At 70.3% G+C, this 21482-nt stretch carries 20 protein-coding genes and 2 tRNA genes; 13 read left to right on the top strand and 9 right to left on the bottom strand.

What is annotated here, in order from left to right:
• Positions 1 to 26: 26 nt before the first annotated feature.
• From ACQXVK_RS00625 to ACQXVK_RS00615, 3 genes are all read right to left on the bottom strand, one after another.
• A complete protein-coding gene (locus ACQXVK_RS00625; protein WP_402264153.1) occupies positions 27 to 179 on the bottom strand; it encodes a hypothetical protein in 153 nt (50 codons plus the stop codon).
• A 101-nt stretch (positions 180 to 280) separates the two neighbouring features.
• On the bottom strand, positions 281 to 604 hold the full coding sequence (locus tag ACQXVK_RS00620) for a hypothetical protein (protein ID WP_430852345.1): 324 nt from the start codon (positions 602 to 604) through the stop codon (positions 281 to 283).
• Positions 605 to 705: 101 nt separating this feature from the next.
• A complete protein-coding gene (locus ACQXVK_RS00615; protein WP_430852344.1) occupies positions 706 to 1737 on the bottom strand; it encodes a LacI family DNA-binding transcriptional regulator in 1032 nt (343 codons plus the stop codon).
• A 111-nt stretch (positions 1738 to 1848) separates the two neighbouring features.
• Between ACQXVK_RS00615 and ACQXVK_RS00610 the strand changes: the two genes are divergently transcribed.
• The 7 genes from ACQXVK_RS00610 to ACQXVK_RS00580 all read left to right on the top strand — a co-directional run bounded on the left by ACQXVK_RS00610 (position 1849) and on the right by ACQXVK_RS00580 (position 11194).
• The gene (locus ACQXVK_RS00610; RefSeq protein ID WP_042723887.1) at positions 1849 to 3144 is read left to right on the top strand and encodes an ABC transporter substrate-binding protein; all 1296 of its coding nucleotides are present in this window, start codon (positions 1849 to 1851) and stop codon (positions 3142 to 3144) included.
• Entirely contained in the window at positions 3144 to 4022 is an 879-nt protein-coding gene (locus ACQXVK_RS00605; protein WP_022907480.1) for a carbohydrate ABC transporter permease, read from the top strand. Before ACQXVK_RS00610 ends, ACQXVK_RS00605 begins: the two co-directional genes overlap by 1 nt.
• The gene (locus tag ACQXVK_RS00600; protein ID WP_430852343.1) at positions 4019 to 5014 is read left to right on the top strand and encodes a carbohydrate ABC transporter permease; all 996 of its coding nucleotides are present in this window, start codon (positions 4019 to 4021) and stop codon (positions 5012 to 5014) included. Before ACQXVK_RS00605 ends, ACQXVK_RS00600 begins: the two co-directional genes overlap by 4 nt.
• Positions 5014 to 6402 (top strand): glycoside hydrolase 5 family protein, encoded by a 1389-nt coding sequence (locus ACQXVK_RS00595; RefSeq protein WP_430852342.1) that lies wholly within the window; start codon positions 5014 to 5016, stop codon positions 6400 to 6402. Before ACQXVK_RS00600 ends, ACQXVK_RS00595 begins: the two co-directional genes overlap by 1 nt.
• A gap of 108 nt (positions 6403 to 6510) precedes the next feature.
• A complete protein-coding gene (locus ACQXVK_RS00590) occupies positions 6511 to 9615 on the top strand; it encodes an alpha-mannosidase (RefSeq protein ID WP_430852341.1) in 3105 nt (1034 codons plus the stop codon).
• 84 nt (positions 9616 to 9699) lie between these two features.
• A complete protein-coding gene (locus tag ACQXVK_RS00585; RefSeq protein ID WP_430852340.1) occupies positions 9700 to 10659 on the top strand; it encodes an endo-beta-N-acetylglucosaminidase H in 960 nt (319 codons plus the stop codon).
• A gap of 244 nt (positions 10660 to 10903) precedes the next feature.
• Positions 10904 to 11194: a DUF1905 domain-containing protein gene (locus ACQXVK_RS00580; RefSeq protein ID WP_031262738.1), complete on the top strand. Its 291-nt coding sequence runs from the start codon at positions 10904 to 10906 to the stop codon at positions 11192 to 11194.
• 46 nt (positions 11195 to 11240) lie between these two features.
• Here ACQXVK_RS00580 and ACQXVK_RS00575 read toward each other — a convergent pair whose 3' ends face one another.
• From ACQXVK_RS00575 to ACQXVK_RS00565, 3 genes are all read right to left on the bottom strand, one after another.
• Positions 11241 to 11477, bottom strand: a complete 237-nt coding sequence (locus ACQXVK_RS00575; protein ID WP_022907485.1) for a hypothetical protein — start codon at positions 11475 to 11477, stop codon at positions 11241 to 11243.
• Positions 11474 to 12067 (bottom strand): ArsR/SmtB family transcription factor, encoded by a 594-nt coding sequence (locus tag ACQXVK_RS00570; protein WP_022907486.1) that lies wholly within the window; start codon positions 12065 to 12067, stop codon positions 11474 to 11476. Before ACQXVK_RS00570 ends, ACQXVK_RS00575 begins: the two co-directional genes overlap by 4 nt.
• Positions 12068 to 12711: 644 nt before the next feature.
• Positions 12712 to 12785: transfer RNA gene (locus ACQXVK_RS00565), tRNA-Gly, on the bottom strand.
• Between the two features lie 54 nt (positions 12786 to 12839).
• On the opposite strand from ACQXVK_RS00565, the gene ACQXVK_RS00560 reads away from it, so the two are divergent.
• The 5 genes from ACQXVK_RS00560 to ACQXVK_RS00540 all read left to right on the top strand — a co-directional run bounded on the left by ACQXVK_RS00560 (position 12840) and on the right by ACQXVK_RS00540 (position 16158).
• The gene (locus ACQXVK_RS00560; RefSeq protein WP_430852339.1) at positions 12840 to 13178 is read left to right on the top strand and encodes a hypothetical protein; all 339 of its coding nucleotides are present in this window, start codon (positions 12840 to 12842) and stop codon (positions 13176 to 13178) included.
• A gap of 57 nt (positions 13179 to 13235) precedes the next feature.
• Positions 13236 to 13312: transfer RNA gene (locus tag ACQXVK_RS00555), tRNA-Pro, on the top strand.
• 51 nt (positions 13313 to 13363) lie between these two features.
• The gene (gene tig / locus ACQXVK_RS00550; protein WP_416394940.1) at positions 13364 to 14671 is read left to right on the top strand and encodes a trigger factor; all 1308 of its coding nucleotides are present in this window, start codon (positions 13364 to 13366) and stop codon (positions 14669 to 14671) included.
• A 168-nt stretch (positions 14672 to 14839) separates the two neighbouring features.
• On the top strand, positions 14840 to 15469 hold the full coding sequence (locus tag ACQXVK_RS00545; RefSeq protein WP_070416573.1) for an ATP-dependent Clp protease proteolytic subunit: 630 nt from the start codon (positions 14840 to 14842) through the stop codon (positions 15467 to 15469).
• A 29-nt stretch (positions 15470 to 15498) separates the two neighbouring features.
• Positions 15499 to 16158 (top strand): ATP-dependent Clp protease proteolytic subunit, encoded by a 660-nt coding sequence (locus ACQXVK_RS00540; protein ID WP_092093929.1) that lies wholly within the window; start codon positions 15499 to 15501, stop codon positions 16156 to 16158.
• Between the two features lie 109 nt (positions 16159 to 16267).
• On the opposite strand, the gene ACQXVK_RS00535 is transcribed toward ACQXVK_RS00540, so the two are convergent.
• Positions 16268 to 16996, bottom strand: a complete 729-nt coding sequence (locus tag ACQXVK_RS00535; protein ID WP_430852338.1) for a copper resistance CopC family protein — start codon at positions 16994 to 16996, stop codon at positions 16268 to 16270.
• Positions 16993 to 17718, bottom strand: coding sequence for a YcnI family protein (locus tag ACQXVK_RS00530; protein ID WP_430852337.1), 726 nt, complete (start codon positions 17716 to 17718; stop codon positions 16993 to 16995). Before ACQXVK_RS00530 ends, ACQXVK_RS00535 begins: the two co-directional genes overlap by 4 nt.
• Before the next feature lie 194 nt (positions 17719 to 17912).
• Between ACQXVK_RS00530 and clpX the strand changes: the two genes are divergently transcribed.
• Positions 17913 to 19193, top strand: coding sequence for an ATP-dependent Clp protease ATP-binding subunit ClpX (gene clpX, locus ACQXVK_RS00525; protein ID WP_430852336.1), 1281 nt, complete (start codon positions 17913 to 17915; stop codon positions 19191 to 19193).
• A 207-nt stretch (positions 19194 to 19400) separates the two neighbouring features.
• Here the strand turns inward: clpX and ACQXVK_RS00520 are convergent, their stop codons facing one another.
• Positions 19401 to 21428: a M3 family metallopeptidase gene (locus ACQXVK_RS00520; protein WP_430852335.1), complete on the bottom strand. Its 2028-nt coding sequence runs from the start codon at positions 21426 to 21428 to the stop codon at positions 19401 to 19403.
• Positions 21429 to 21482: the final 54 nt, after the last annotated feature.

Raw genomic sequence — 21482 nt, 5'->3', positions numbered from 1 at the left:
CGATCCGCGCCTCCTGGAAGACCCGCCTACTCGTCGCGGAGGAAGTCCGCGTACGTGGGTTCCGTGTGCTCACCCGTCAGGAGCGACGGGTCGTTGACCCGCCGTTCGACGTAGGCCGCGATGACCTCGGGCGGGGTGAGCACGTGGGCGACCCAGGACGGCACCTCGCTCTTCTTCATGGTGCCTCCTCCCAGATGCAGCACTCGGATCGAATGTCTCGATCAGTGAGTTACTTGCTGAACCGGTACTGCGTAAACGATCCTCGCCATGTCGGGGGAAGTCAATGCGGTGTGTTCTCCGGACTGCTGCGGCGCGTGTCCGCCCGCAGGGTGCGGTGCTTCACGGCGGACCGCCACACCCACGCTTCCGCCTGCTGCCCGAACTGCGCCCACTCGACGAGCACGGCGTCACGGGTCCAGCTCTTCGCGAAGGCCTTCACCCGGACGTGGAACGTCGGGAACTGGATCCACGCCCACACCGGCACCGGGGTGACGGCGTGGCAGACGTCCGGGCCGCGGGCGTCGTCGGACAGGGAGTAGGCGCGCGGACGCTCGACCTCCGGGTGTTCCGGGGGCTGCCACCGGTTCTCGCGACGCCGTCCCACGACAGTATTCGAACGTGTGTTCGAACGGACGTCAAGTCGACCGCGTGCTCCGTGCGCGCCGACGACCCGGGATCGGCGTGTCGACGGACCCGCGGCACGTGTCAGGCGTGCGCGCGACCGGTGGACTCGCGCACGCTGAGCGTCAGGGAGGGCCCCGGTCGCGACGGCAGCGGGGTCCCCGCGTCGATCTGCTCGCGGAGGAGCGTCGCCGCCCGCTGCCCGAGCTCGACCGTGTCGCGCGTGAGCGAGGTGATCGACGGCCGCACGAGCCGCACCATCGCCGAGTCGTCGAACGACACGATCGACACGTCGGCCGGCACGCGGACGCCCATCTCGCTCGCCACGCCCAGTCCGGCGACCGCGAGCACGTCGTTGTCGTACACGATCGCGGTGGGTCGGACGGTCCGCGAGAGCAGGGTCCGGGTCGCGCGCGCTCCCGCGTCGGCGGAGTAGTCGGTGGGGATCGACTCGGCGCCGTCCAGCCCCTCGGCCGCGGTGAACGCCCGGACGCGGTCGATCCGCATCGCCGTGTGCTCGAACTCGGGTCGCCCGGCGACGTGCGCGATCCGCCGGTGCCCGAGCGCGTGCAGGTACCGCAGCACGGTGTCGGTCGCGTCCGAGTCGTCGATCCAGACGGTCGGCGCCGCGGGCTCCGACGAGGGGTGCGACCCGACGACCACGGTGGGCATCCCGAGCTCGGCGAGCAGCGAGAGCCGGTCGTCGTCCCGCCGCGGGTCGATCACGATGACGCCGTCGACCCGGTGCCCGCGCCACCAGTCGCGGTAGGTCTGCAGCTCCTCGGCCGCGTCCCGGGCGACGAGCAGGTTCATCCCGACGTGGCTGCCGGCGAGCCCGAGCTGGATCCCGGAGATGAGGTCGCCGAAGAACGACTCGGTGCCGAGCGTGCGGGCCGGCCGGTTCAGCACGAAGCCGATCGAGCCGGCCTTCGCCCCGCCGAGTGCCCGCGCCGCGGTGTGCGGCTGCCAGTCGAGTTCGCGCGCGACGGCACGCACCCGTCTGCGGGTCTCGTCGGACACCCCGGGTCGGTCGTTGAGCGCGAACGAGACCGCGCTGATGGACACGCCGGCCCGGGCGGCGATGTCGGCGATCGTCGTGCGACGGTTCGTGGCCACGGGCTTGACTATAACGCTTTAGTTCGCAAACATCACTGCCACCGAACGGTTCGCCACACCCAACTGAACCGGTTCAGCAGCATCCGCAGCACGACGAAGGAGTCACGAGCGATGAAGAAGACCACACGCAGGACCACGGGACGCGCCGTGGCGCTGCTCGCCGGAGCGGCCGTCACGGCGCTCGCGCTGACCGCCTGCTCGAGTGGCAGCGGCGCCGACAGCGGCAGCGGCAGCGGGAAGATCGACGGGTCGATCACCCTGCAGACCTGGGCGCTGACGCCGACGTACACCGACTACCTCAACGGCGTGATCAAGGACTTCGAGAAGCAGTACCCGGACGCCAAGGTCAAGCTCGTCGACCAGCCCGGCGACGGCTACGCCGACAAGGTCCTCAGCCAGGCCTCGTCGAACTCCCTGCCGGACGTCATCAACCTGCCGCCGGACATCGCCCTGCCCCTCGCCAAGCGCGGGTTCCTGCAGGACGTGGCGAAGGACGACTCGAAGCTCTCGAGCACCTACGTGAAGGGCGCGCTCGCGGCGTACAACTACAAGGGCGTCGACGGCACCTTCGGCTACCCCTGGTACCTCAACACGGACGTCGACTACTGGAACAAGTCGATGTTCGAGCAGTGCGGCCTCGACCCGGCGAACCCGCCGAAGACGACCGACGAGCTGTTCGCGCAGGCCGAGACCATGCACCAGAAGTGCCCGGACGACTACCTGATGAGCCGCAAGCCCGGCCTGTCCGACTTCTCCCTCGCCGGCGTCAAGATCATCAACGACCAGGGCACGAAGTTCACCTTCGCGAACTCGTCGAAGGCGGCCGACCTCATCGCGAAGTACGCCAAGGCCTACAAGGAGGGCCTCATGCCCTCGTCGGTGCTCAACACCGACTACCTCGGCAACTCCACGCTGTTCACGCAGGGCAAGGTCGCCTGGACCACCGGTGGCGCCACGGCGATCAGCGACTTCGAGAAGAACAACCCGTCGCTCAAGGGCAACATCGTGGTCTCCCCGGCCCTCGACAACCCGCCGCTGTACGTGCAGGGCCTCAGCGTCAGCGCCAAGAGCAAGCACGTCGCCACGGCCGAGGCGCTCGCCGCGTTCATGACGAACGCGAAGAACCAGGAGGCCTTCGCCCACCTGGTGAACATCTTCCCGTCGACGACCTCGTCGCAGTCCGACCCGTACTTCTCGAAGGACGACGGCACCGTCGAGGCCAAGGCCCGTGTGCTCGCCAACGACGCCCTGAAGACGGCGAAGAACCTCAACCCGGTCGAGGCGAACTCCGCGATGACCGACTTCCTCGACCAGCAGATCGCGCTGGCGATGAAGGGCGGCACGACGCCCGAGCAGGCGCTGCAGACCGCGCAGACCAAGATGAACAGCCTGCTGGCGAACAGCTGATGCGCGCCAACCGCTGGTTCACGCCCTGGCTGCTCGTCCTGCCGGCGCTCGTCTGGTTGCTCGCGTTCAGTCTCTGGCCGTCGATCAACACCGTCCGGCTGTCGTTCACGAACGCCAGCCCGCTCGGGGGCGTGAGCCAGTGGGTGGGCCTCAAGAACTTCGAGACGCTCCTCGCCGACCCGCAGGTCTGGGAGGCGCTCCTCAACAGCGTCATCTACATGGCGGTGTGCCTGCCGCTCCTGACGGTCCTGCCGCTCCTCATGGCGGTGCTCGTCGAACGGAAGCTCCCCGGCATCGCGTTCTTCCGGACCGCGTACTACACGCCGGTGATCGCCAGCGCGGTCGTCGTCGGGCTCATCTGGAACTGGATCCTCGACGACCGCGGGGTCATCAACGAGATGGCGCAGCACCTCGGGATCGTGCAGCAGTCGATCCCGTTCCTGACCGACCGGTGGCTGCTCGTCTTCAGCGCGATCAGCCTGACGGTCTGGAAGGGCCTCGGCTACTACATGATCATCTTCCTCGCGGCCCTCGGGAACGTCGGGAAGGACCTGCACGAAGCGGCCGCGCTCGACGGCGCCGGGTCCGTCCGGCGGTTCTGGTCGGTGACCATGCCGGGTGTCCGGGGGACCATGACCCTCGTCGGCATCCTCGTGTGCGTGAGCGCGCTCCGGGTGTTCAGCGAGCTCTACATCCTCACCAACGGCACGGGTGGTCCCGGCGGGCAGGACAACTCGCTCGTCATGCTCATCCAGCAGTACGCCCGCGGCTTCACCGGCAACCTCGGCTACGCGTCCGCCCTGAGCCTCCTGCTCTTCGTCGTGACGCTCATCCCGATGCTCGCCCTCGCCCGGATGAACAGCAAGGCGGAGAAGTGACCAACACGACCTCGACCACCGAACCCGTCCTCGGGGGCGCCGCCGGCGCGGCCGCACCCGCGCCGGACGTGACCGGCGCGACCGGCCGGAGTCGCGCCTCCCGGCCGAACGGACGCAACGAACGCGACGGACGCACCGGACGCAAGCGGCGCCGCGCCGCGTGGGGCGTCATGTCCACCCGCGAGAAGGTCCTCCGCTACGTCCTGCTCGTCGTGGTGCTCTTCATCACGATCGGGCCGTTCCTCTGGCAGCTGTCGACCTCGCTCAAGGGCACGGGGGAGGACATCTACACGGCGAACCCGTCGTTCATCCCCACGCAGCCGACCTTCGGCAACTACCTGCGGGTGGGCGAGGCGATCCCGGTCTTCGGGTACATCGGCAACTCGCTCGTCGTCGCCGCGATCGACGTGCTCGGCAACATCGTGTTCGCCACCCTCGCGGGGTTCGCGCTCGCGCGCCTGCAGTGGCGTTTCCGCAAGGCCGTGCTCGGGCTCTTCCTCGCGACCCTCGTGCTGCCGGGCGAGGCGACGATCATCTCCCAGTTCGTCACCGTGAAGGACCTCGGGCTCGCCGACTCCCTCGTCGGCGTCGCGCTCCCGGGCATGATCGCCGCGCTCAACGTCCTGCTCATGTTCAACGCGTTCCGGCAGATCCCCGAGGAGATCGACCAGGCCGCCGTGATGGACGGCGCGAACGCCCTGCAGCGGCTCCGGTACATCTCGCTGCCCGCCGTGCAGGGGACCATCGCCGTCATCGCGATCTTCTCGTTCATCGGCGCGTGGGACGACTTCCTCTGGCCGCTCATCGTGCTGCAGTCGCCGGACAAGCTGACCCTGACAGTCGGCCTGCAGTACCTGCAGGGCACCTTCGCGACCGACCAGCGCATGATCGCCGCCGGCACGATGATCGCGTTCATCCCGATCGCGGTGATCTTCTCGATCCTGCAGCGCTTCTTCTTCAAGGGCGTCGAAGAGGGCGGGGTGAAGGGCTGATGCGCTTCGGCGTCAACCACACCCCCTCGGTCGGCTGGTTCCACTCGTGGCTCGACTTCTCGCCGTCGGACACGGCCAGGGACATGGAGCAGATCGCGTCGCTCGGCGCGGACCACGTGCGGATCTTCCCGCTCTGGCCCGTCGTCCAGCCGAACCGGACGCTCATCCGGCGCCAGGCACTCGCGGACGTCGCGACCGTGGTCGACATCGCGGGGTCGTTCGGCCTCGACGTCAACGTCGACGCGCTGCAGGGGCACCTGTCGAGCTTCGACTTCGTGCCCGCGTGGCTCGAGAGCTGGCACCGCCGCAACATGTTCACCGACCCCGCGGTCGTCACGTCGACGGCCACCTACGTCGAGGCGCTCGCCGCGGCCGTCGCCGACAAGCCGAACCTGCTCGGCATCACCATCGGCAACGAGGTGAACCAGTTCGCACACGCGCCGCACCCGACGCCGCACGACATCACCGCGGAGCAGGGGCACGCCTGGGCGGCGACGATGGTCGCGGCGGCGCGGGCCGGGCTGGCGTCCGGCATCGACCTGGAGGCGCGGCTCGGCTCGGCGCCGTCGGCACACCCCGGCACGGGGTCGCGTCCACGGCCGCTGGTCACCGTCGCGCAGTACGACGCGGCCTGGTACGACGACGCCCAGCCGTTCGGCCCCGAACACGCGGCCGACCACGGCGACGCGACCGTCACGCACTCGTGGGTGTTCAACGGCTCGGCGGCGCTGCACGGGGCGCTCGGTGCCGGATCGGTCCGGCACGGGGAGTACCTGCTGCAGCTCGCCGCGGCCTGGAACCACGACGCCGGGCGGCCGAACTGGCTGCAGGAGGTGGGCGCCCCGACGAACGTCGTCGACCCCGCCGACGCCGCGTCGTTCACCGAGCAGACGATCCGGCACGTGCTCGACGCGCAGGACGTCCTCGGCGTCACCTGGTGGTGTTCGCACGACGTCTCCCGGTCCCTCGCGGACTTCCCGGAGCTCGAGTACGACCTCGGCCTGTTCACGAACGACGGTCGGCTGAAGCCCGCCGGCGAGGCGTTCGCCGCCCTCGCCCAGGAGCACGGCACCCGCGGCCGGGCCGACACGACCGGTGCCGTGTCCGCACCACCGCCGGCCACCGCGCTCGTGCTCGACGACGTGCTGGCCGACGGCACCGTACGCGGCGGGCTCCGGGCCGACTGCGCGCCGGGCGGCCGGTTCGCCGCGGCCTGGCTCGACCTCGCCTCGGCCGCCGCCGACGGACGCGGGCCCCAGGTGGTCCTGCGCTCGCGACTCCACGACGACGCGCTGCTCGCCGCGCGGGGCATCACCCGGTGCGTCGACGTGCCCGAGGGCGCCACCACCGCGCTCCTGTCGGTCGCCCACCCCGCGACGATGGCCTGAGCCGACCACCACCCCGCACGACCCGCACGACCCGCACGACCTCGCACGACCCGCACCACCGTCCGACCCGCCGGCACCGACGCCGGCCCTCCCACCAGGAAGGCCCCCATGCACGACGACATCCCCCTCACCACCGGCCGAGCGCGACGCGTCCTCGACGAGCGCATCCTGCCGGCGGTGCACGCCACCGCGACGCCGCTCGACACCGCGTGGCACGAGCTGCCGGGCGAGCCGATCCCGCCGGCGTCGGGCCTGGCGCTCGAGTACTCGCCGTACGAGGTGGGCACGACCTGGGGCGCCGCGTGGGGGACGACCTGGTTCCGGCTGACCGGGACCGTGCCGGACGAGTGGGCCGGGAAGCGCGTGGAGGCAGTCGTCGACCTCGGCTTCGACAAGAACATGCCGGGGTTCCAGTGCGAGGGCCTCGTCTACCGAGCGGACGGCACGCCGGTGAAGTCGATCAACCCCCGGAACCAGTGGGTGCTCATCGCAGAGGAGGCCGTCGGTGGCGAGACCGTCGAGCTCTTCGTCGAAGCGGCCTCCAACCCCGTCCTGCTCGACTACCACCCCTTCCTCCCGACGCAGGAGGGCGACGTCCAGACCTCGTCGTCGGCGCGCCTCTACACGTCGCGCCGGATGGACCTCGCCGTCTTCGAGTCCGAGGTGCACGAACTCGCGCTCGACATCGACGTCCTGCTCGAACTGCAGGCCGAGCTGCCCGAGGGGCCGCGGCGCATGCGGATCCTGCAGGCGCTCGACGACGCGCTCGACCGACTCGACCTGCAGCACATCGCCGCCACCGCCGGTGACGCGCGCGCGGCGCTCGCCGAGGTCCTCGCCGCACCGGCCGAGGCGTCGGCGCACACGATCTCCGCCGTCGGGCACGCGCACATCGACTCCGCCTGGCTCTGGCCGGTCCGCGAGACGATCCGCAAGGTCGCCCGCACCACCTCGACGATGACCGAGCTCATCGACCAGACCGACGACTTCCTGTACGGCATGTCGAGCGCGCAGCAGTACGCGTGGATCAAGGAGCACCGGCCCGAGGTCTACGCCCGGGTCACGGCCGCCGTCGAGGCGGGGCGCTTCCTGCCGATCGGCGGCATGTGGGTGGAGTCCGACACCGTGATGCCGACCGGCGAGAGCATCGTCCGCCAGTTCTCGCAGGGGCAGCGCTTCTTCGAGCGCGAGTTCGGCATCCGTCCGAAGGGCGTCTGGCTGCCCGACAGCTTCGGGTACTCGCCCGCCCTGCCGCAGCTCATGCGCCGCGCGGGCTTCGAGTGGTTCTTCACGCAGAAGATCTCGTGGAACCAGGTCAACAAGTTCCCGCACCACACGTTCCTCTGGGAGGGCATCGACGGCTCGCGGGTCTTCTCGCACTTCCCGTCGATGGACACCTACAACTCGCGTCTGTCCGGCAGCGAGGTCGCCAAGGCCTCCCGGCAGTTCCGCGAGAACCGTCTGGCGACCGGGTCGATCGCGCCGGTCGGTTGGGGAGACGGCGGCGGCGGCACCACCCGCGAGATGACCGGCACGGCGAAGCGCCTCGCGGACCTCGAGGGCAGCGCCAAGGTCCGCTGGGAGCACCCGGACACGTTCTTCGACCGCGCGAAGGCCGAGCTGCCCGACCCGCCCGTGTGGGTGGGGGAGCTGTACCTCGAGCTGCACCGTGCCACGCTCACCAGCCAGCACCAGACCAAGCAGGGCAACCGCCGGTCGGAGCAGCTCCTCCTCGAGGCCGAGCTCTGGGCGTCGACCGCCGCCGCCCGCACCGACTTCGCGTACCCGTACGACGAGCTCGACGCCCTCTGGCAGCAGGTCCTCCTGCAGCAGTTCCACGACATCCTGCCGGGCACCTCGATCGCCTGGGTGCACCGTGAGGCGGTCGCGAAGTACGCCGAGACGGCCCGTGCGCTGACCGCGATCATCGACCGGGCGCTCGCGGCGCTCGCCGGTGTCGGAGCGGCGGCCGTCGTCGTGAACCCGGCCCCGTTCCTCCAGGCCGGTGCACCCGCGCAGGGCGCGGTCGTGGCGACCGACCTGGCGGAGCCGACCGCGGTGGCACTCACCGAGCAGGACGGCGGGTACGTGCTCGCCAACGACCTCGTCCGGATCGTCGTCGACCGGCGCGGACTCGTGACGAGCGCGGTCGACCTGGCGAGCGGGCGCGAGGCGATCGCCCCTGGGCAGGCCGCGAACCTGCTGCAGCTCCACCAGGACTTCCCGAACATGTGGGACGCGTGGGACGTCGACCGCTACTACCGCAACCGGGTCGAGGACCTCGTCACGGTGTCGTCGCTCGACGCCTCGGTCGGGACGGACGGGGTCGCCCGTGTCGTCGTCGAGCGGGCCTTCGGCGACTCGACCGTGCGCCAGGAGATCCTGCTCGCGCCCGGCTCCCGCACCCTCGAGTTCGACCAGACGACCGACTGGCACGAGACCGAGAAGTTCCTCAAGGTGGCGTTCCCGCTCGACGTCCGTGCCGAGCACACCGTCGCCGAGACGCAGTTCGGGGCGCAGAAGCGGGTGACGCACACGAACACCTCGTGGGAGGCCGCGAAGTTCGAGACCTCGATGCACCGCTACGTCCTGGTCGCCGAGCCCGGCTTCGGCGTCGCGCTCGTGAACGACTCGATCCACGGGTTCGACACCACCCGCGACGCGGTCGACGGGCACGTCACCACCACCGTGCGGCTCTCGCTGCTGCGGGCACCGCGGTTCCCCGACCCCGAGACGGACCAGGGCGTGCAGACCCACCGGTACGGCATCGTCGTCGGGACCGACCAGCTCGGCGCGACCTCGGCGGGTGTGGTCATGAACGCCCCCGTGCGGACGGTCGCGGGCGCACACGGCTTCGCGCCGCTCGTGCGGGTGTCCGGGGGCGTCGTGCTGTCGAGCGTGAAGCTCGCCGACGACCGCTCCGGCGACCTGGTCGTGCGGGTGTACGAGCCGTCGGGGCGCCGGGGGAGCGGCGGCATCGCGGTGGCCGAGGGCGACGGCAACGCCTTCGGGCCCGGCGCCGAGGTCACGCTGCTCGAGGAGCCGCTGTCGGCGGCAGGCGACGCGGCCTCGGACCCCGTCGCCGCGTTCTCGGACCCCGTCGGCGCGTCCTCGGACCCCGACGACGCGTCCTCGCACACCGTCGACGCGTCCTCGTTCGCCGTCGACGCCTACGAGGTGCGCACCTTCCGGTTCCCGCGCGTGCGCGGCTGAGACCCCGGCGCCGGGACTTCGGGTGTCCCGGCGCCGGCCCCGGTCGGCGACCGCCGGCCGGTTCGTCACTCGAAGAGGAGTGCCATGAAGAAGTCCATGCAGTTCGGGATCGTGGCGGCGATCGCCGCGATGGTGGTCGCACCGCTCGTGCCGGCGGCAGCGTCCGCCGCACCGTCGCCCACCGGCCTCGCACACGGCGTCGGGGCCCACCACGGGGTCGGCCACGGCGCGCAGCCGCACGCCACCCCGACGAAGTCCGGGCCGACGAGCATCGCCTACGTCGAGGTCAACAACGACCAGCTCGCCAACGTCGGTCGCTACCAGTTGGCGAACGGCGCGAACGCGTTCGACGTCGCGATCATCTTCGCGGCGAACATCAACTGGAACGGCTCGAAGGCCGTCCTGTACAACAACGAGAACGTGCAGGCGACGCTCGACGACGCGGCCATGCAGATCAGGCCGCTGCAGGCGAAGGGCATCAAGGTCTCGCTGTCGATCCTCGGCAACCACCAGGGAGCCGGGATCGCCAACTTCCCGACCCAGGCAGCCGCCGAGGACTTCGCCGCCCAGGTCTCCGCCACCGTGTCGAAGTACGGGCTCGACGGCGTCGACCTCGACGACGAGTACTCCGACTACGGCACGAACGGCACCCCGCAGCCGAACCAGCAGTCGATCGGCTGGCTCATCAGCGCGCTCCGTGCCGACATGCCGGGCAAGCTCATCTCGTTCTACGACATCGGCCCGGCGTCCTCGGCGCTGTCCTCGTCGAGCAGCACCATCGGCTCGAAGCTCGACTACGCCTGGAACCCGTACTACGGCACCTACTCGGCGCCGTCGATCCCGGGGCTCGACAAGTCGCGTCTGTCCGCTGCCGCGGTCGACGTCCAGAACACTCCGCAGTCCACGGCCGTCTCGCTCGCGCAGCGCACCAAGGCCGACGGGTACGGCGTCTTCATGACGTACAACCTGCCGGACGGTGACGTCTCGCCGTACGTGTCGTCGATGACGCAGGTGCTCTACGGGCAGGCCGCCACGTACCACTGACGTCGCGTCCGGTGCGGCGACTCGCGCCCCGCGTCTCCTCGGCTCCGGCCAGGAGGCGCGGGGCGCGCCCGTCCCGTCGCGCGCCTCGTTGACGGAGCGGGTTCCGCGCGCCCGCTGGCCGGAGCAGGTTTCGTGCGTGCGCGCTGACCGTTCTGGTTCGCGGAACCCGGGGATCATGAACCGGAACGGTCACGAACGCGGCCGACCCCACCCGTCCGCGTGCGGCGCGCCGTACGATCGCGACGTGGAACTCGAGTTCAGCGGCGAGGTGATCGAGTGGCGCGGCCCGGCGCCCTACTTCTACGCGGTCGTGCCTCCGGACGCCGCCGAGGTCATCCACGAGCTCGCGCCGATGCTCACCTACGGCTGGGGTGTGATCCCGGCGCGCGTGACGATCGGGTCGGTGACCTGGACGACCTCGCTGTTCCCGAAGGACAGCGGGTACCTCGTGCCGTTGCGCGCGGCGGAACGGAAGCGTGCGGGAGTCGAGCTGGGCGACGAACCCGTGCTCACCCTCGAGCTCGGCGGCCCCTGAGCCCCGCGGACGGACGTCGTGTGCGCGGACATCGCGCGCACTCCGGTCACCAGCGCCGTCGGAGTTCCGCCGCGACGAGGTCGGTCGTCGTGCTCGTGATCGCCGGAGCGTGTCCGCCGACCGCGCGGCGGTGGGCGCGTTCGCGGGCGGTTACCGCTCGGAGTGCGCGGCGCTCGGCGTGCCGGAGGCTCCAGCGGACGAGCGCCAGGCCGAGCCGGTTCGTCAGGACCTCGACCGGCGAGATCGGCGGGACCGGAAGGGTGCGGGGCTGGTAGGTGGTCACGGTGTCGGCTCCTCGTCGATGATCGGGACGCTGCGGACCTGGGCGAACACGCGGCGGACGCCCTCGGGGAGATCGGCGACCTGCCCGCGGATGGCTCGGTACCGCTCGATGACGCCCTCGAACTCGCGCCACATCGCGCTGTACTCGTCGGCGGTGAGCGCCACGTAGGTCGACGACCCCGAGACGCCGCGCCAGTCGGCGGGGACGGACTCGGGATCGCGGGTGGTCCAGTCACGGACCAGGTCGTTCTCGGCCTCCATGACCGCCAGGCTCGCGAGCTGCGTCGCGGTCTGGTGTGCGGGGGAGGGCGCCGGACCCTCGTCGGGGTCGCCGATGCTGATGCGTCCGGCGGTGCGCTCCCACCAGCGTTCGCGGGCGTTGCCCCGGTCGGGGAGCTCGTGCACGAACCCGTGCCGCTCGAGCTGCCGGAGGTGGTAGCTCGTCGATCCACTCGACTCGCCCAACTTCGCGCCGAGCGAGGTCGCGGTCGACGGGCCCTGCTGGGAGAGCAGGTCGAGCAGCCGCGCCCGGAGCGGGTGCGCCAACGCCTTGAGTGCGGCGACGTCGAGGATGCGGGTCTCGTCGGTCATGGCACGACCGTATACCGCAAAGACCCGTTTGCAAACACTTCTTCGCAAACTGTTTTTTGCGGTCCCTACGGTCGACCGGTGCTCCGTGCTCGTTGTGCATCGTGCGGACTCCTCCAGTCGGTGCGGGGTTGGTCGCTCGGTGCGGCGCTACAAGCTCGCACCGAGCGTGCAGACCGCCACCGGGTGCGCAGGACAGCACCGTGCGCGCGCCCGGCGCGGAACCCGGCACCGTGCGGACTCCGCCAGTCGGTGCGGGGTTGGCCGCTGAGTGCGGCGCCACAAGCTCGCACCGAGCGAGCAGCCCGGCACCGCTTGCACGAGCCGGCACCGTGCGCGCGCCCGGCGCGGAACCCGCACGGTGCGAACTTGTCCGACCGGTGCGGGGTTGGTCGCTGGGTGCCGCGCCACAAGCTCGCACCGAGCGTGAAGGCCAGCACCGGGCGCGCAAGACAGCCCCGTGCGCGCGCCCGGCGCGGAACCCGGCACGGTGCGAACTTGTCCAGTCGGTGCGGGGTTGGTCGCTGGGTGCGGCGCTACAAGCTCGCACCGAGCGTGCAGACCGGCACCGCGTGAGCGAGACGGCACCGTGCGAGTGAGACGGCACGGTGCGCACACGGCCGGGCCGGGCCGCAGAACCGGAGGAGTGGAGGGGATGACGGGAATCGAACCCGCGTGGCCAGTTTGGAAGACTGGGGCTCTACCATTGAGCTACATCCCCGCGCCCGCGCACCAGGCGCAGCCCGACCATCGTAGCGGACGAACGAGCACCGACATGCCACCACGCACCGTGCCGTCCCGGGTCGTGCTCCCGCCGAGCGATCGGGATGCCCGGCGGATCAAGCGGTCACGGGTCCTCTCGTACGTGCTGGTCGTCCTCGCGGCGACGGCGTTCTCGCTGCGCCCGGAGCTGTTCGAGGACCCGCAGACCCAGCCCGCGCACGCGCTCCTGCACGGCTGGCGCATCGTCGCCGGCATCGTGCTCGCGGTCGCCGCGCTCGGCGTCCAGGTCGTGGTCGGCGTCCGGTGGCGGGCCGGCCTGCGCCGACGCGCGCACGACGACTCCGGAGACGACTCCGAGCCTTCCGGGAACCGCGCACCCGGGGACCGCTAGACTCATCGGCGTCGCATGCGCCTGCCGGCGTGAGCGGACACCCCTGGCCCAGTCGAACGGGGCGTAGCTCAGCTTGGTAGAGCGCCCGCTTTGGGAGCGGGAGGTCGCAGGTTCAAATCCTGTCGCCCCGACCAGGTCCACCAGAACACCGACCACACGAACGTCAACCAACAGGAGTACTCCCCTTGGCCACCAGCACCGTCGACAAGGTGAGCGACACCCGCGTCAAGCTCACCGTGAACGTGACGCCGGAAGATCTCAAGCCGAGCATCGACCACGCGTACAAGCACATCGCCGAGCAGATCAACATCCCCGGCTTCCGCAAGGGCAAGGTCCCGCCGGCGATCGTCGACCAGCGTGTCGGCCGCGGCGAGGTCCTGAACCACGCCGTCGGTGACGCCATCGACAACTTCTACCGCCAGGCGGTGGAGGAGCAGGAGCTGCGCATCCTCGGTCGCGCCGAGGCCGACGTCGCCGAGCTCCCGAACGTGAAGGACTTCACGGGCGACCTCGTCCTCACCTTCGAGGTGGACGTGCGTCCCGAGTTCGACCTGCCGGAGTACGACAAGTACGAGCTGACCGTCGACGCGGTCGAGGTCTCCGACGACGAGATCGAAGAGGAGCTGCAGAACCTGCGCACCCGCTTCGGCACCCTCGTGACCGTCGACCGTCCGGCCACGACCGGCGACTTCGCCCAGATCGACCTCACCGCCACGATCGGTGACGACGAGGTCGACTCGGCCACCGGCGTCTCCTACGAGATCGGCTCGGGCGACCTGCTCGAGGGCATCGACGAGGCGCTCGAGTCCCTGACCGCCGGCGAGTCCACCACCTTCGAGTCCAAGCTCGTCGGTGGCGACCGCGAGGGCGAGACCGCCCAGATCGCCGTGACCGTCACCGCCGTCAAGGAGCGCGAGCTCCCCGAGGCCGACGACGAGTTCGCCCAGATCGCCAGCCAGTTCGACACGATCGACGAGCTCAAGGCGGACCTCAAGGAGCAGATCGCGAAGTCCAAGACCTTCGGTCAGGGCGCCGCGGCTCGCGACAAGCTCGTCGAGAAGCTCATCGAGGACGTCAACATCCCGATCTCGGAGCAGCTCATCGAGGACGAGGTGCACCGTCACCTCGAGCAGGAGAACCGCCTCGAGGACGACGAGCACCGCAAGGAGGTCTCCGAGTCCAGCGAGAAGGCCTTCCGCTCGCAGATCCTCCTCGACTCGATCGCCGAGAAGGAGGAGATCCAGGTCTCCCAGGAGGAACTCACGCAGTACCTCATCCAGGCCGCCGCGCAGTACGGCATGGAGCCGGGCGAGTTCATCAAGGTCATCGACCAGAACGGGCAGATCCCGGGCATGGTCGGCGAGGTCGCCCGCTCGAAGGCCGTCGCGACCGTGCTCTCGAAGGTGACCGTCAAGGACACCAACGGTGACGACGTCGACCTCTCCGCCTTCACGGCGGGGGTCGCGCAGACGCCTGCGGAGGACGCCGAGTAACGATCTCGACGCCACCGGAACGACGGACGGGAGGCGCGGTGCCAGCTGGCACCGCGCCTCCCGTCCCGTATTTCGGCACCACCGCATTGCCGACAGCGAACAGACGAGAAGTGGTGCGTTGCACCCGATAAGTTCGACAACAAGCGACAACTGAACGGGAGCTTTTCCATGGCCGAAGCGACACTGAACCCCAGTGTTTTTGACCGCCTTCTGAGAGACCGGATCGTGTGGCTCGGCTCCGAGGTCCGCGACGACAACTCGAACGAGATCGCAGCCAAGCTGCTGATGCTCGCCGCCGAGGACCCTGAGAAGGACATCTACCTCTACATCAACTCGCCCGGTGGTTCGATCACCGCCGGCATGGCGATCTACGACACGATGCAGTTCGTGCCGAACGACATCGTCACGGTGGGCATCGGCCTGGCCGCCTCGATGGGGCAGTTCCTGCTCTCGTCGGGCACCCCGGGCAAGCGCTACATCACCCCGAACGCGCGCGTACTCCTGCACCAGCCGTCGGGTGGGTTCGGTGGCACCGCCGCCGACATCCAGACGCAGGCGAAGGTCATCCTCGACATGAAGCAGCGGATGGCCGAGCTCACGGCGGAGCAGACCGGCAAGTCGATCGAGCAGATCCTCAAGGACAACGACCGCGACAACTGGTTCACGGCGCAGGAAGCCCTCGAGTACGGCTTCGTCGACCACCTCCGTGCATCGTCGACCGAGGTCATCGGCGGCGGTGGCACCGTCGGCGACGGCGAGACCCCGACCGACGCGGCCGAGCCCGACGCCCAGTCCTGATCCCACCCACCGAAGAAAAGGAAACGAGAATGCATCTCCCCATGCTCGGTGGCGCGCAGAACGTCCCGGCCCCCACTGATCGGTACATCCTGCCGAGCTTCGAAGAGCGCACGGCCTACGGCTACAAGCGGCAGGACCCGTATGCGAAGCTGTTCGAGGACCGCATCGTGTTCCTCGGCGTCCAGGTCGACGACGCGTCGGCCGACGACGTCATGGCCCAGCTGCTCGTGCTCGAGTCGATGGACCCGGACCGCGACATCGTGATGTACATCAACTCGCCCGGTGGCTCGTTCACCGCGATGACGGCGATCTACGACACGATGCAGTACATCCGTCCGCAGATCCAGACGGTCTGCCTCGGCCAGGCTGCATCGGCGGCGTCCGTGCTCCTCGCTGCCGGCACCCCCGGCAAGCGTCTGGCGCTCCCGAACGCCCGCGTGCTCATCCACCAGCCGGCGGTCCAGCAGGGCGGCGGCCAGGCCTCCGACATCGAGATCCAGGCGGCGGAGATCCTCCGCATGCGCACCTGGCTCGAGGAGACCCTGTCGAAGCACTCGAACCGCACCCCGGCGCAGGTCAACAACGACATCGAGCGCGACAAGATCATGTCCGCCGAGGAGGCGCTCGAGTACGGCCTGATCGACCAGGTCCTCACGAGCCGCAAGAACCTGCCGGCGCTCGTCAAGTAGCACCGCACCACGAAGGCCCCGCACCGTCCGGTGCGGGGCCTTCGTGCGTCGCCGGGACCGGTCCGGGTCGCGGGTCCTGGAGGCGCGGTGCGGGTCCGGTGGGTCGGCGTCAGTCCTCGGCGCGGTCGTCGTCGGCCGCGGGGGCGGGTCGGCGACGCACGAGCAGCAGGAGCGCGACGACGAGGCCGACGAGGACGATGCCGCCGGCGCCGATCCAGAGCGCGTCGGACGCAGCGGAGTCGGTGCTGCCGGAGGCCGTGCCCGTGGTGTCGGCGGGGGTGCTCGCCGTGCTGCCGGCGGTGGCGCAGACGGGCGGCTTCGCGGATCCCGTCGCGGGTTCGAACCCGGCGGGGGCGTCCCACCGGAACCGGTACTCGTCGGAGACGGTGTGGCCGTCGGCGGAGACGATCTGCCACTCGACGGTGTACTCGCCCGAGGCGCCGAGCGCGGCCGTCGTGGTCATCGACGGGCCGTCGACGGCGAGGCAGCCGTCCTCGTAGTACTTCCCGTCGGGACCGACGATCCGGTAGGCGAAGCCGGAGTTCGTGTCGTCGATGTCGAGCAGCTTGTCGTTCGTCGTGATCTCGAAGGCCTTCGGCAGCGCCGTGAGGGTGCCGTCGACCTTCGGGGTCGAGGCGATCATGTAGTTGTGCGCGCTGGCGGGGGCGGCGAGGCCGAGGACCGCACCGCCCACGACGGCGAGGGTGGCGGCGATGCCGGCACCGCGCCTCCAGACCCGCCGGAGGCGCGGCGACCGTCTCGTCGACGTGTCCCGCGCCGTCGACCCGTCCCACTCCGTCGAGGTGCCCCGCTTCGTCGACGTGTCGCCGTCCGTCACTTGGAGGCGCTCCGGCGGCGGGTGTTCGCGACGGCGACGACCAGGGCGACCGCACCGAGGACGAGGCCGCCGAGGCCGAGGAACCGACCGACGAGGTCGGGGTCGGCGGGGGTGGTCGAGGCCGCTGCCGCCGCCGTCGGGGTGGCCGCGACGGGGTCGCCGTCGTCGTCCGTGGCGGTGGCCGCGGTCAGGGTGATCGAGGGCGCCGGGTGCTCCGGCTCGGCCTGGCCGGCCTTCTGCTCCTGGTCCCAGTTCACCGAGCCCTTCTCGCAGGTCTGCACCGCCGGGAACTCGACGAGGTCGCCGGCCTTGCCGTCCGGCAGCGAGAAGGACAGCGAGAACGTGTCGCGCTCGTCGGCGGGGAGCGGGGTCTTCGCGGTGTAGGTGACGCTCGTGACGCGTTCGCCGGCGTCCTCGGCGGACTCGTCGTCCGCGGCGGCCGACGCGCTCGTGTACGGCGCCGTCGTCTTCGTGATGGTCCAGTTCGGGTTCACGGTGGGCGTGACCTCGATGATGGACTTCGGCACATCGAACGTGATCTTCGTCGTGGGGGAGCCGTCACAGCCGTGCGGGAGCGAGAAGGTGGTCGTCGTGTACGAGTTCGCCGCGGTCGAGGTGGCCGTCGCCGAGACGTGGGCGCTGGCGACACCCGCGGTGCCGAGGACGATCGCAGCGGTGACGCCGAGGGTCGCGGTGCCGACGACGGCGAGGCGCTTGGACATGGGGTTCCTTCCGGGACTGCGGGTTCTACAACTTGTAGAGAAGTCGTGGACACGCTAGCAGGATCGAACGCCCTGGGCGAACGCGCCGGAGGAAACCGGCCTGGCGTCGCCGTCGGTGTCACCGGTTGCGATTAGGCTCGGTACGAGTCGGGCAGGTCGTCGACCTGCATCGGTCAACCAGGGAGGGCACCGACATGGCACGCATCGGAGAGAGCGCTGACCTGCTCAAGTGCTCCTTCTGCGGCAAGAGCCAGAAGCAGGTCCAGCAGCTGATCGCCGGTCCCGGCGTGTACATCTGCGACGAGTGCGTCGAGCTGTGCAACGAGATCATCGAGGAGCGACTGGCCGAGGCCGGCGAGGACACCGCCAGCGGTGACTTCGAGCTCCCCAAGCCGCGCGAGATCTTCGACTTCCTGCAGGAGTACGTCATCGGGCAGGACCTGGCGAAGCGCTCCCTGGCCGTGGCCGTCTACAACCACTACAAGCGCATCCGCGCGCAGGGGCAGATCACCGCAGCGGAAGACCGCGACGACATCGAGATCGCGAAGTCGAACATCCTGCTGATCGGGCCGACCGGCTGCGGCAAGACCTACCTCGCGCAGACCCTGGCGAAGCGGCTCAACGTCCCCTTCGCGGTCGCGGACGCCACCGCCCTGACCGAGGCCGGGTACGTCGGCGAGGACGTCGAGAACATCCTGCTGAAGCTCATCCAGGCAGCCGACTACGACGTGAAGCGTGCCGAGACCGGCATCATCTACATCGACGAGGTCGACAAGATCGCGCGGAAGGCCGAGAACCCCTCGATAACGCGCGACGTCTCCGGTGAAGGCGTGCAGCAGGCGCTGCTCAAGATCCTCGAGGGCACGGTCGCCTCGGTCCCGCCGCAGGGCGGTCGGAAGCACCCGCACCAGGAGTTCATCCAGATCGACACGACGAACGTGCTGTTCATCGTGGCGGGGGCGTTCGCCGGGCTCGAGGACATCGTGTCGTCGCGCGTGGGCAAGCGGGGGATCGGCTTCGGTGCGCCCCTGCACAGCCCGCTCGACCAGCAGGACCTCTACGCCGACGTCCTGCCGGAAGACCTGCACAAGTTCGGGCTCATCCCGGAGTTCATCGGGCGTCTCCCCGTCGTGACCACGGTGTCGCAGCTCGACCAGTCGGCGCTCATGCAGATCCTCACCGAGCCGAAGAACGCGCTCGTGAAGCAGTACCAGCGGATGTTCCAGATCGACGGCGTCGAGCTCGAGTTCGACCGTGGTGCGCTCGAGGCGATCGCCGACCTCGCGGTACTGCGGCAGACGGGTGCTCGTGGGCTCCGGGCGATCCTCGAAGAGGTGCTCGGCCCGGTGATGTTCGACGTGCCGTCCGACGACGACGTCGCACGGGTCGTGATCACCCGCGAGTCGGTGCTCGAGAACGCCGCGCCGACGATCGTGCCGCGGCCCCGGGCGAAGCGCGTCGAGAAGTCCGCGTAGCCCGCAGCTCGCTCCGAAGCCCCGCACCGGATCGGTGCGGGGCTTCGTCGTGGGCGGGCGGCGGGCGGGCGGTCGCCGCGGCCCGCGGATCGAGGTCTGGTTCTTCCCATGACGGCTGCGATGGAAGGTGAGATCGGGCGTACCTGGACGGAACTTCCGACCGGGTACGCCCGATTCGACGCGGTACGCCCGGAACCGCCCGGTCGCCTACTCGAGCCCGCGGCGCCGCAGCAGCGGCCCGACCTCGGCGTCACGCCCGCGGAAGTCCCGGTACGCCTCCAGCGGGTCCTTCGCCCCGCCGACGCCGAGCAGCCGTTCCGCGAAGCGTCGACCGGCTGCACGGTCCAGCCCACCGTTCTCGCGGAACCACTCGACCGTGTCGGCATCGAGCACCTCGGACCAGATGTACCCGTAGTACCCGGCGTCGTACCCGCCCGCGAACGTGTGCGCGAAGTACGTCGACGAGTACCGCGGCGGCACGGCCTCGACGGCGATGCCCGCGTCGGAGAGGGCCTGGCGCTCGAAGTCCTCGACCGAGGTCACCGCAGCGGCTGAGGCTGCCGAGAGCCGGTGCCACGCCTGGTCGAGCAGCGCCGCCGCGAGGTACTCGGTCGTCGCGAAGCCCTCGTTGAACCCGGCGGAGTCGCTCAGCCCGAGGACGAGCTCCGGCGGCAGGGGTGCCCCGGTCTCGTGGTGCTTGGCGTAGTTCGCCAGGACGGACGGCCACGACATCCACATCTCGTTCACCTGCGACGGGAACTCGACGAAGTCCCGCTCGACGTTGGTGCCGGAGAAGCGCGGGTAGGTCGTGCGGGCGATGAGGCCGTGCAGCGCGTGCCCGAACTCGTGGAAGAGCGTCTCGACCTCGTCCTGGATCAGGAGTGTCGGCGACCCGGCCGCGGGCTTCGCGACGTTGAGGTTGTTCACGACGACGGGCAGCGTGCCGAGCAGCGCGGACTGCTCGACGACGGGGTTCATCCACGCTCCGCCGCGCTTGCCGTCCCGCGTGTACAGGTCGAGCAGGTAGAGCCCGACCTCCTCGCCGTCGGACCCGCGCACCTCGAACACCCGGACCTCGTCGTTGTACCCGTGCAGGTCGGGACGTTCGGTGAAGGTGAGGCCGTACAGCTCGCCGGCCGCGTGGAAGACGCCGTCGTGCAGGACCCGGTCGGCCTCGAAGTACGGGCGGAGCGCCGAGCTGTCCGCCGCGAACTGCTCGCCGCGCAGGAGCTCGGTCGCGTACGCCCAGTCCCACGACTCGACCTCGTGCCCGAGCACCCGGGCGCGGACCGCTCGTTCGTCGTCCGCGTTGCGCGCGGCCGCGCCGACGAGGGACGACAGCAGTCCGTCGACGGCCTCGGGCGTGCCCGCGGTCTCGTCGGCGGTGACCATGGCGGCGTGGTTCGGGAAGCCGAGGAGCTCGGCCCGCTCGGCCCGGAGCCGGACGATGCGCAGGAGGACGTCGCGGTTGTCGTGCTCGTTGCCTCGACGGCCACGAACGAGCGACGCCTCCATGATCCGCGCGCGCAGGCCGCGGTCGGTCAGGGACGCCAGCCACGGGTGCCCCGTGTAGAGCGGCAGCGTGATGAGCCAGCCGTCGAGCCCCCGGTCCGCTGCGGCTGCGGCGGCGGCGGACTTCGCGCCGTCGTCGAGGCCGGACAGTTCCGCCTCGTCGGACACGTGCACGGCGAGGTCGTTGGTGTCCTCGAGCAGGTTCCGCTCGAAGGTCGTGGTGAGCGTCGAGAGCTCCTGGTTGATCGCGGTGAGGCGTTCCTTGCCCGCGTCGTCCAGCCCGGCGCCGGCCAGGGTCATCTCGGTGTACGTCCGCTCCACCAGTCGACGGTCCTCGTCGGTGAGGTCCGACCGGTCGGCGAGCGAGGCACGGACCGCTGCGACCCGTGCGTACAGGCGGCTGTCGAGCGTGATCGCGTCACGGTGCGCGGCGAGGAGCGGGGAGACCTCGGCCTCGAGGTCGTGCAGCTCCGGCGTCGAGTCCGCCGACGACAGGGTGAAGAACACGTGGCTGACGCGGGCGAGCAGCTGCCCGGTGCGCTCGAGCGCCACGAGGGTGTTCTCGAACGTCGGCTCGTCGGGGGAGGAGGCGATGGCCTCGACCTCGGTGCGCTGCTCGGCCATGCCGGCGTCGAACGCGGGGCGGTGGTGCTCGAGCCGTACCTCACGGAACGGCGGGAGGGAGTAGGGAAGGGTGCTCGGTCCATCGAACGGGGTTGCCATCGCTCCACCCTACGGACCCTGGTCGCTGTGGGACGGGAGGCGCGGTGCGGGCCC

It is taken from the genome of Curtobacterium sp. AB451 (assembly GCF_050585845.1).
Taxonomy (GTDB): Bacteria; Actinomycetota; Actinomycetes; order Actinomycetales; family Microbacteriaceae; genus Curtobacterium.
This window is presented reverse-complemented; position numbering and strand designations above follow the sequence as displayed.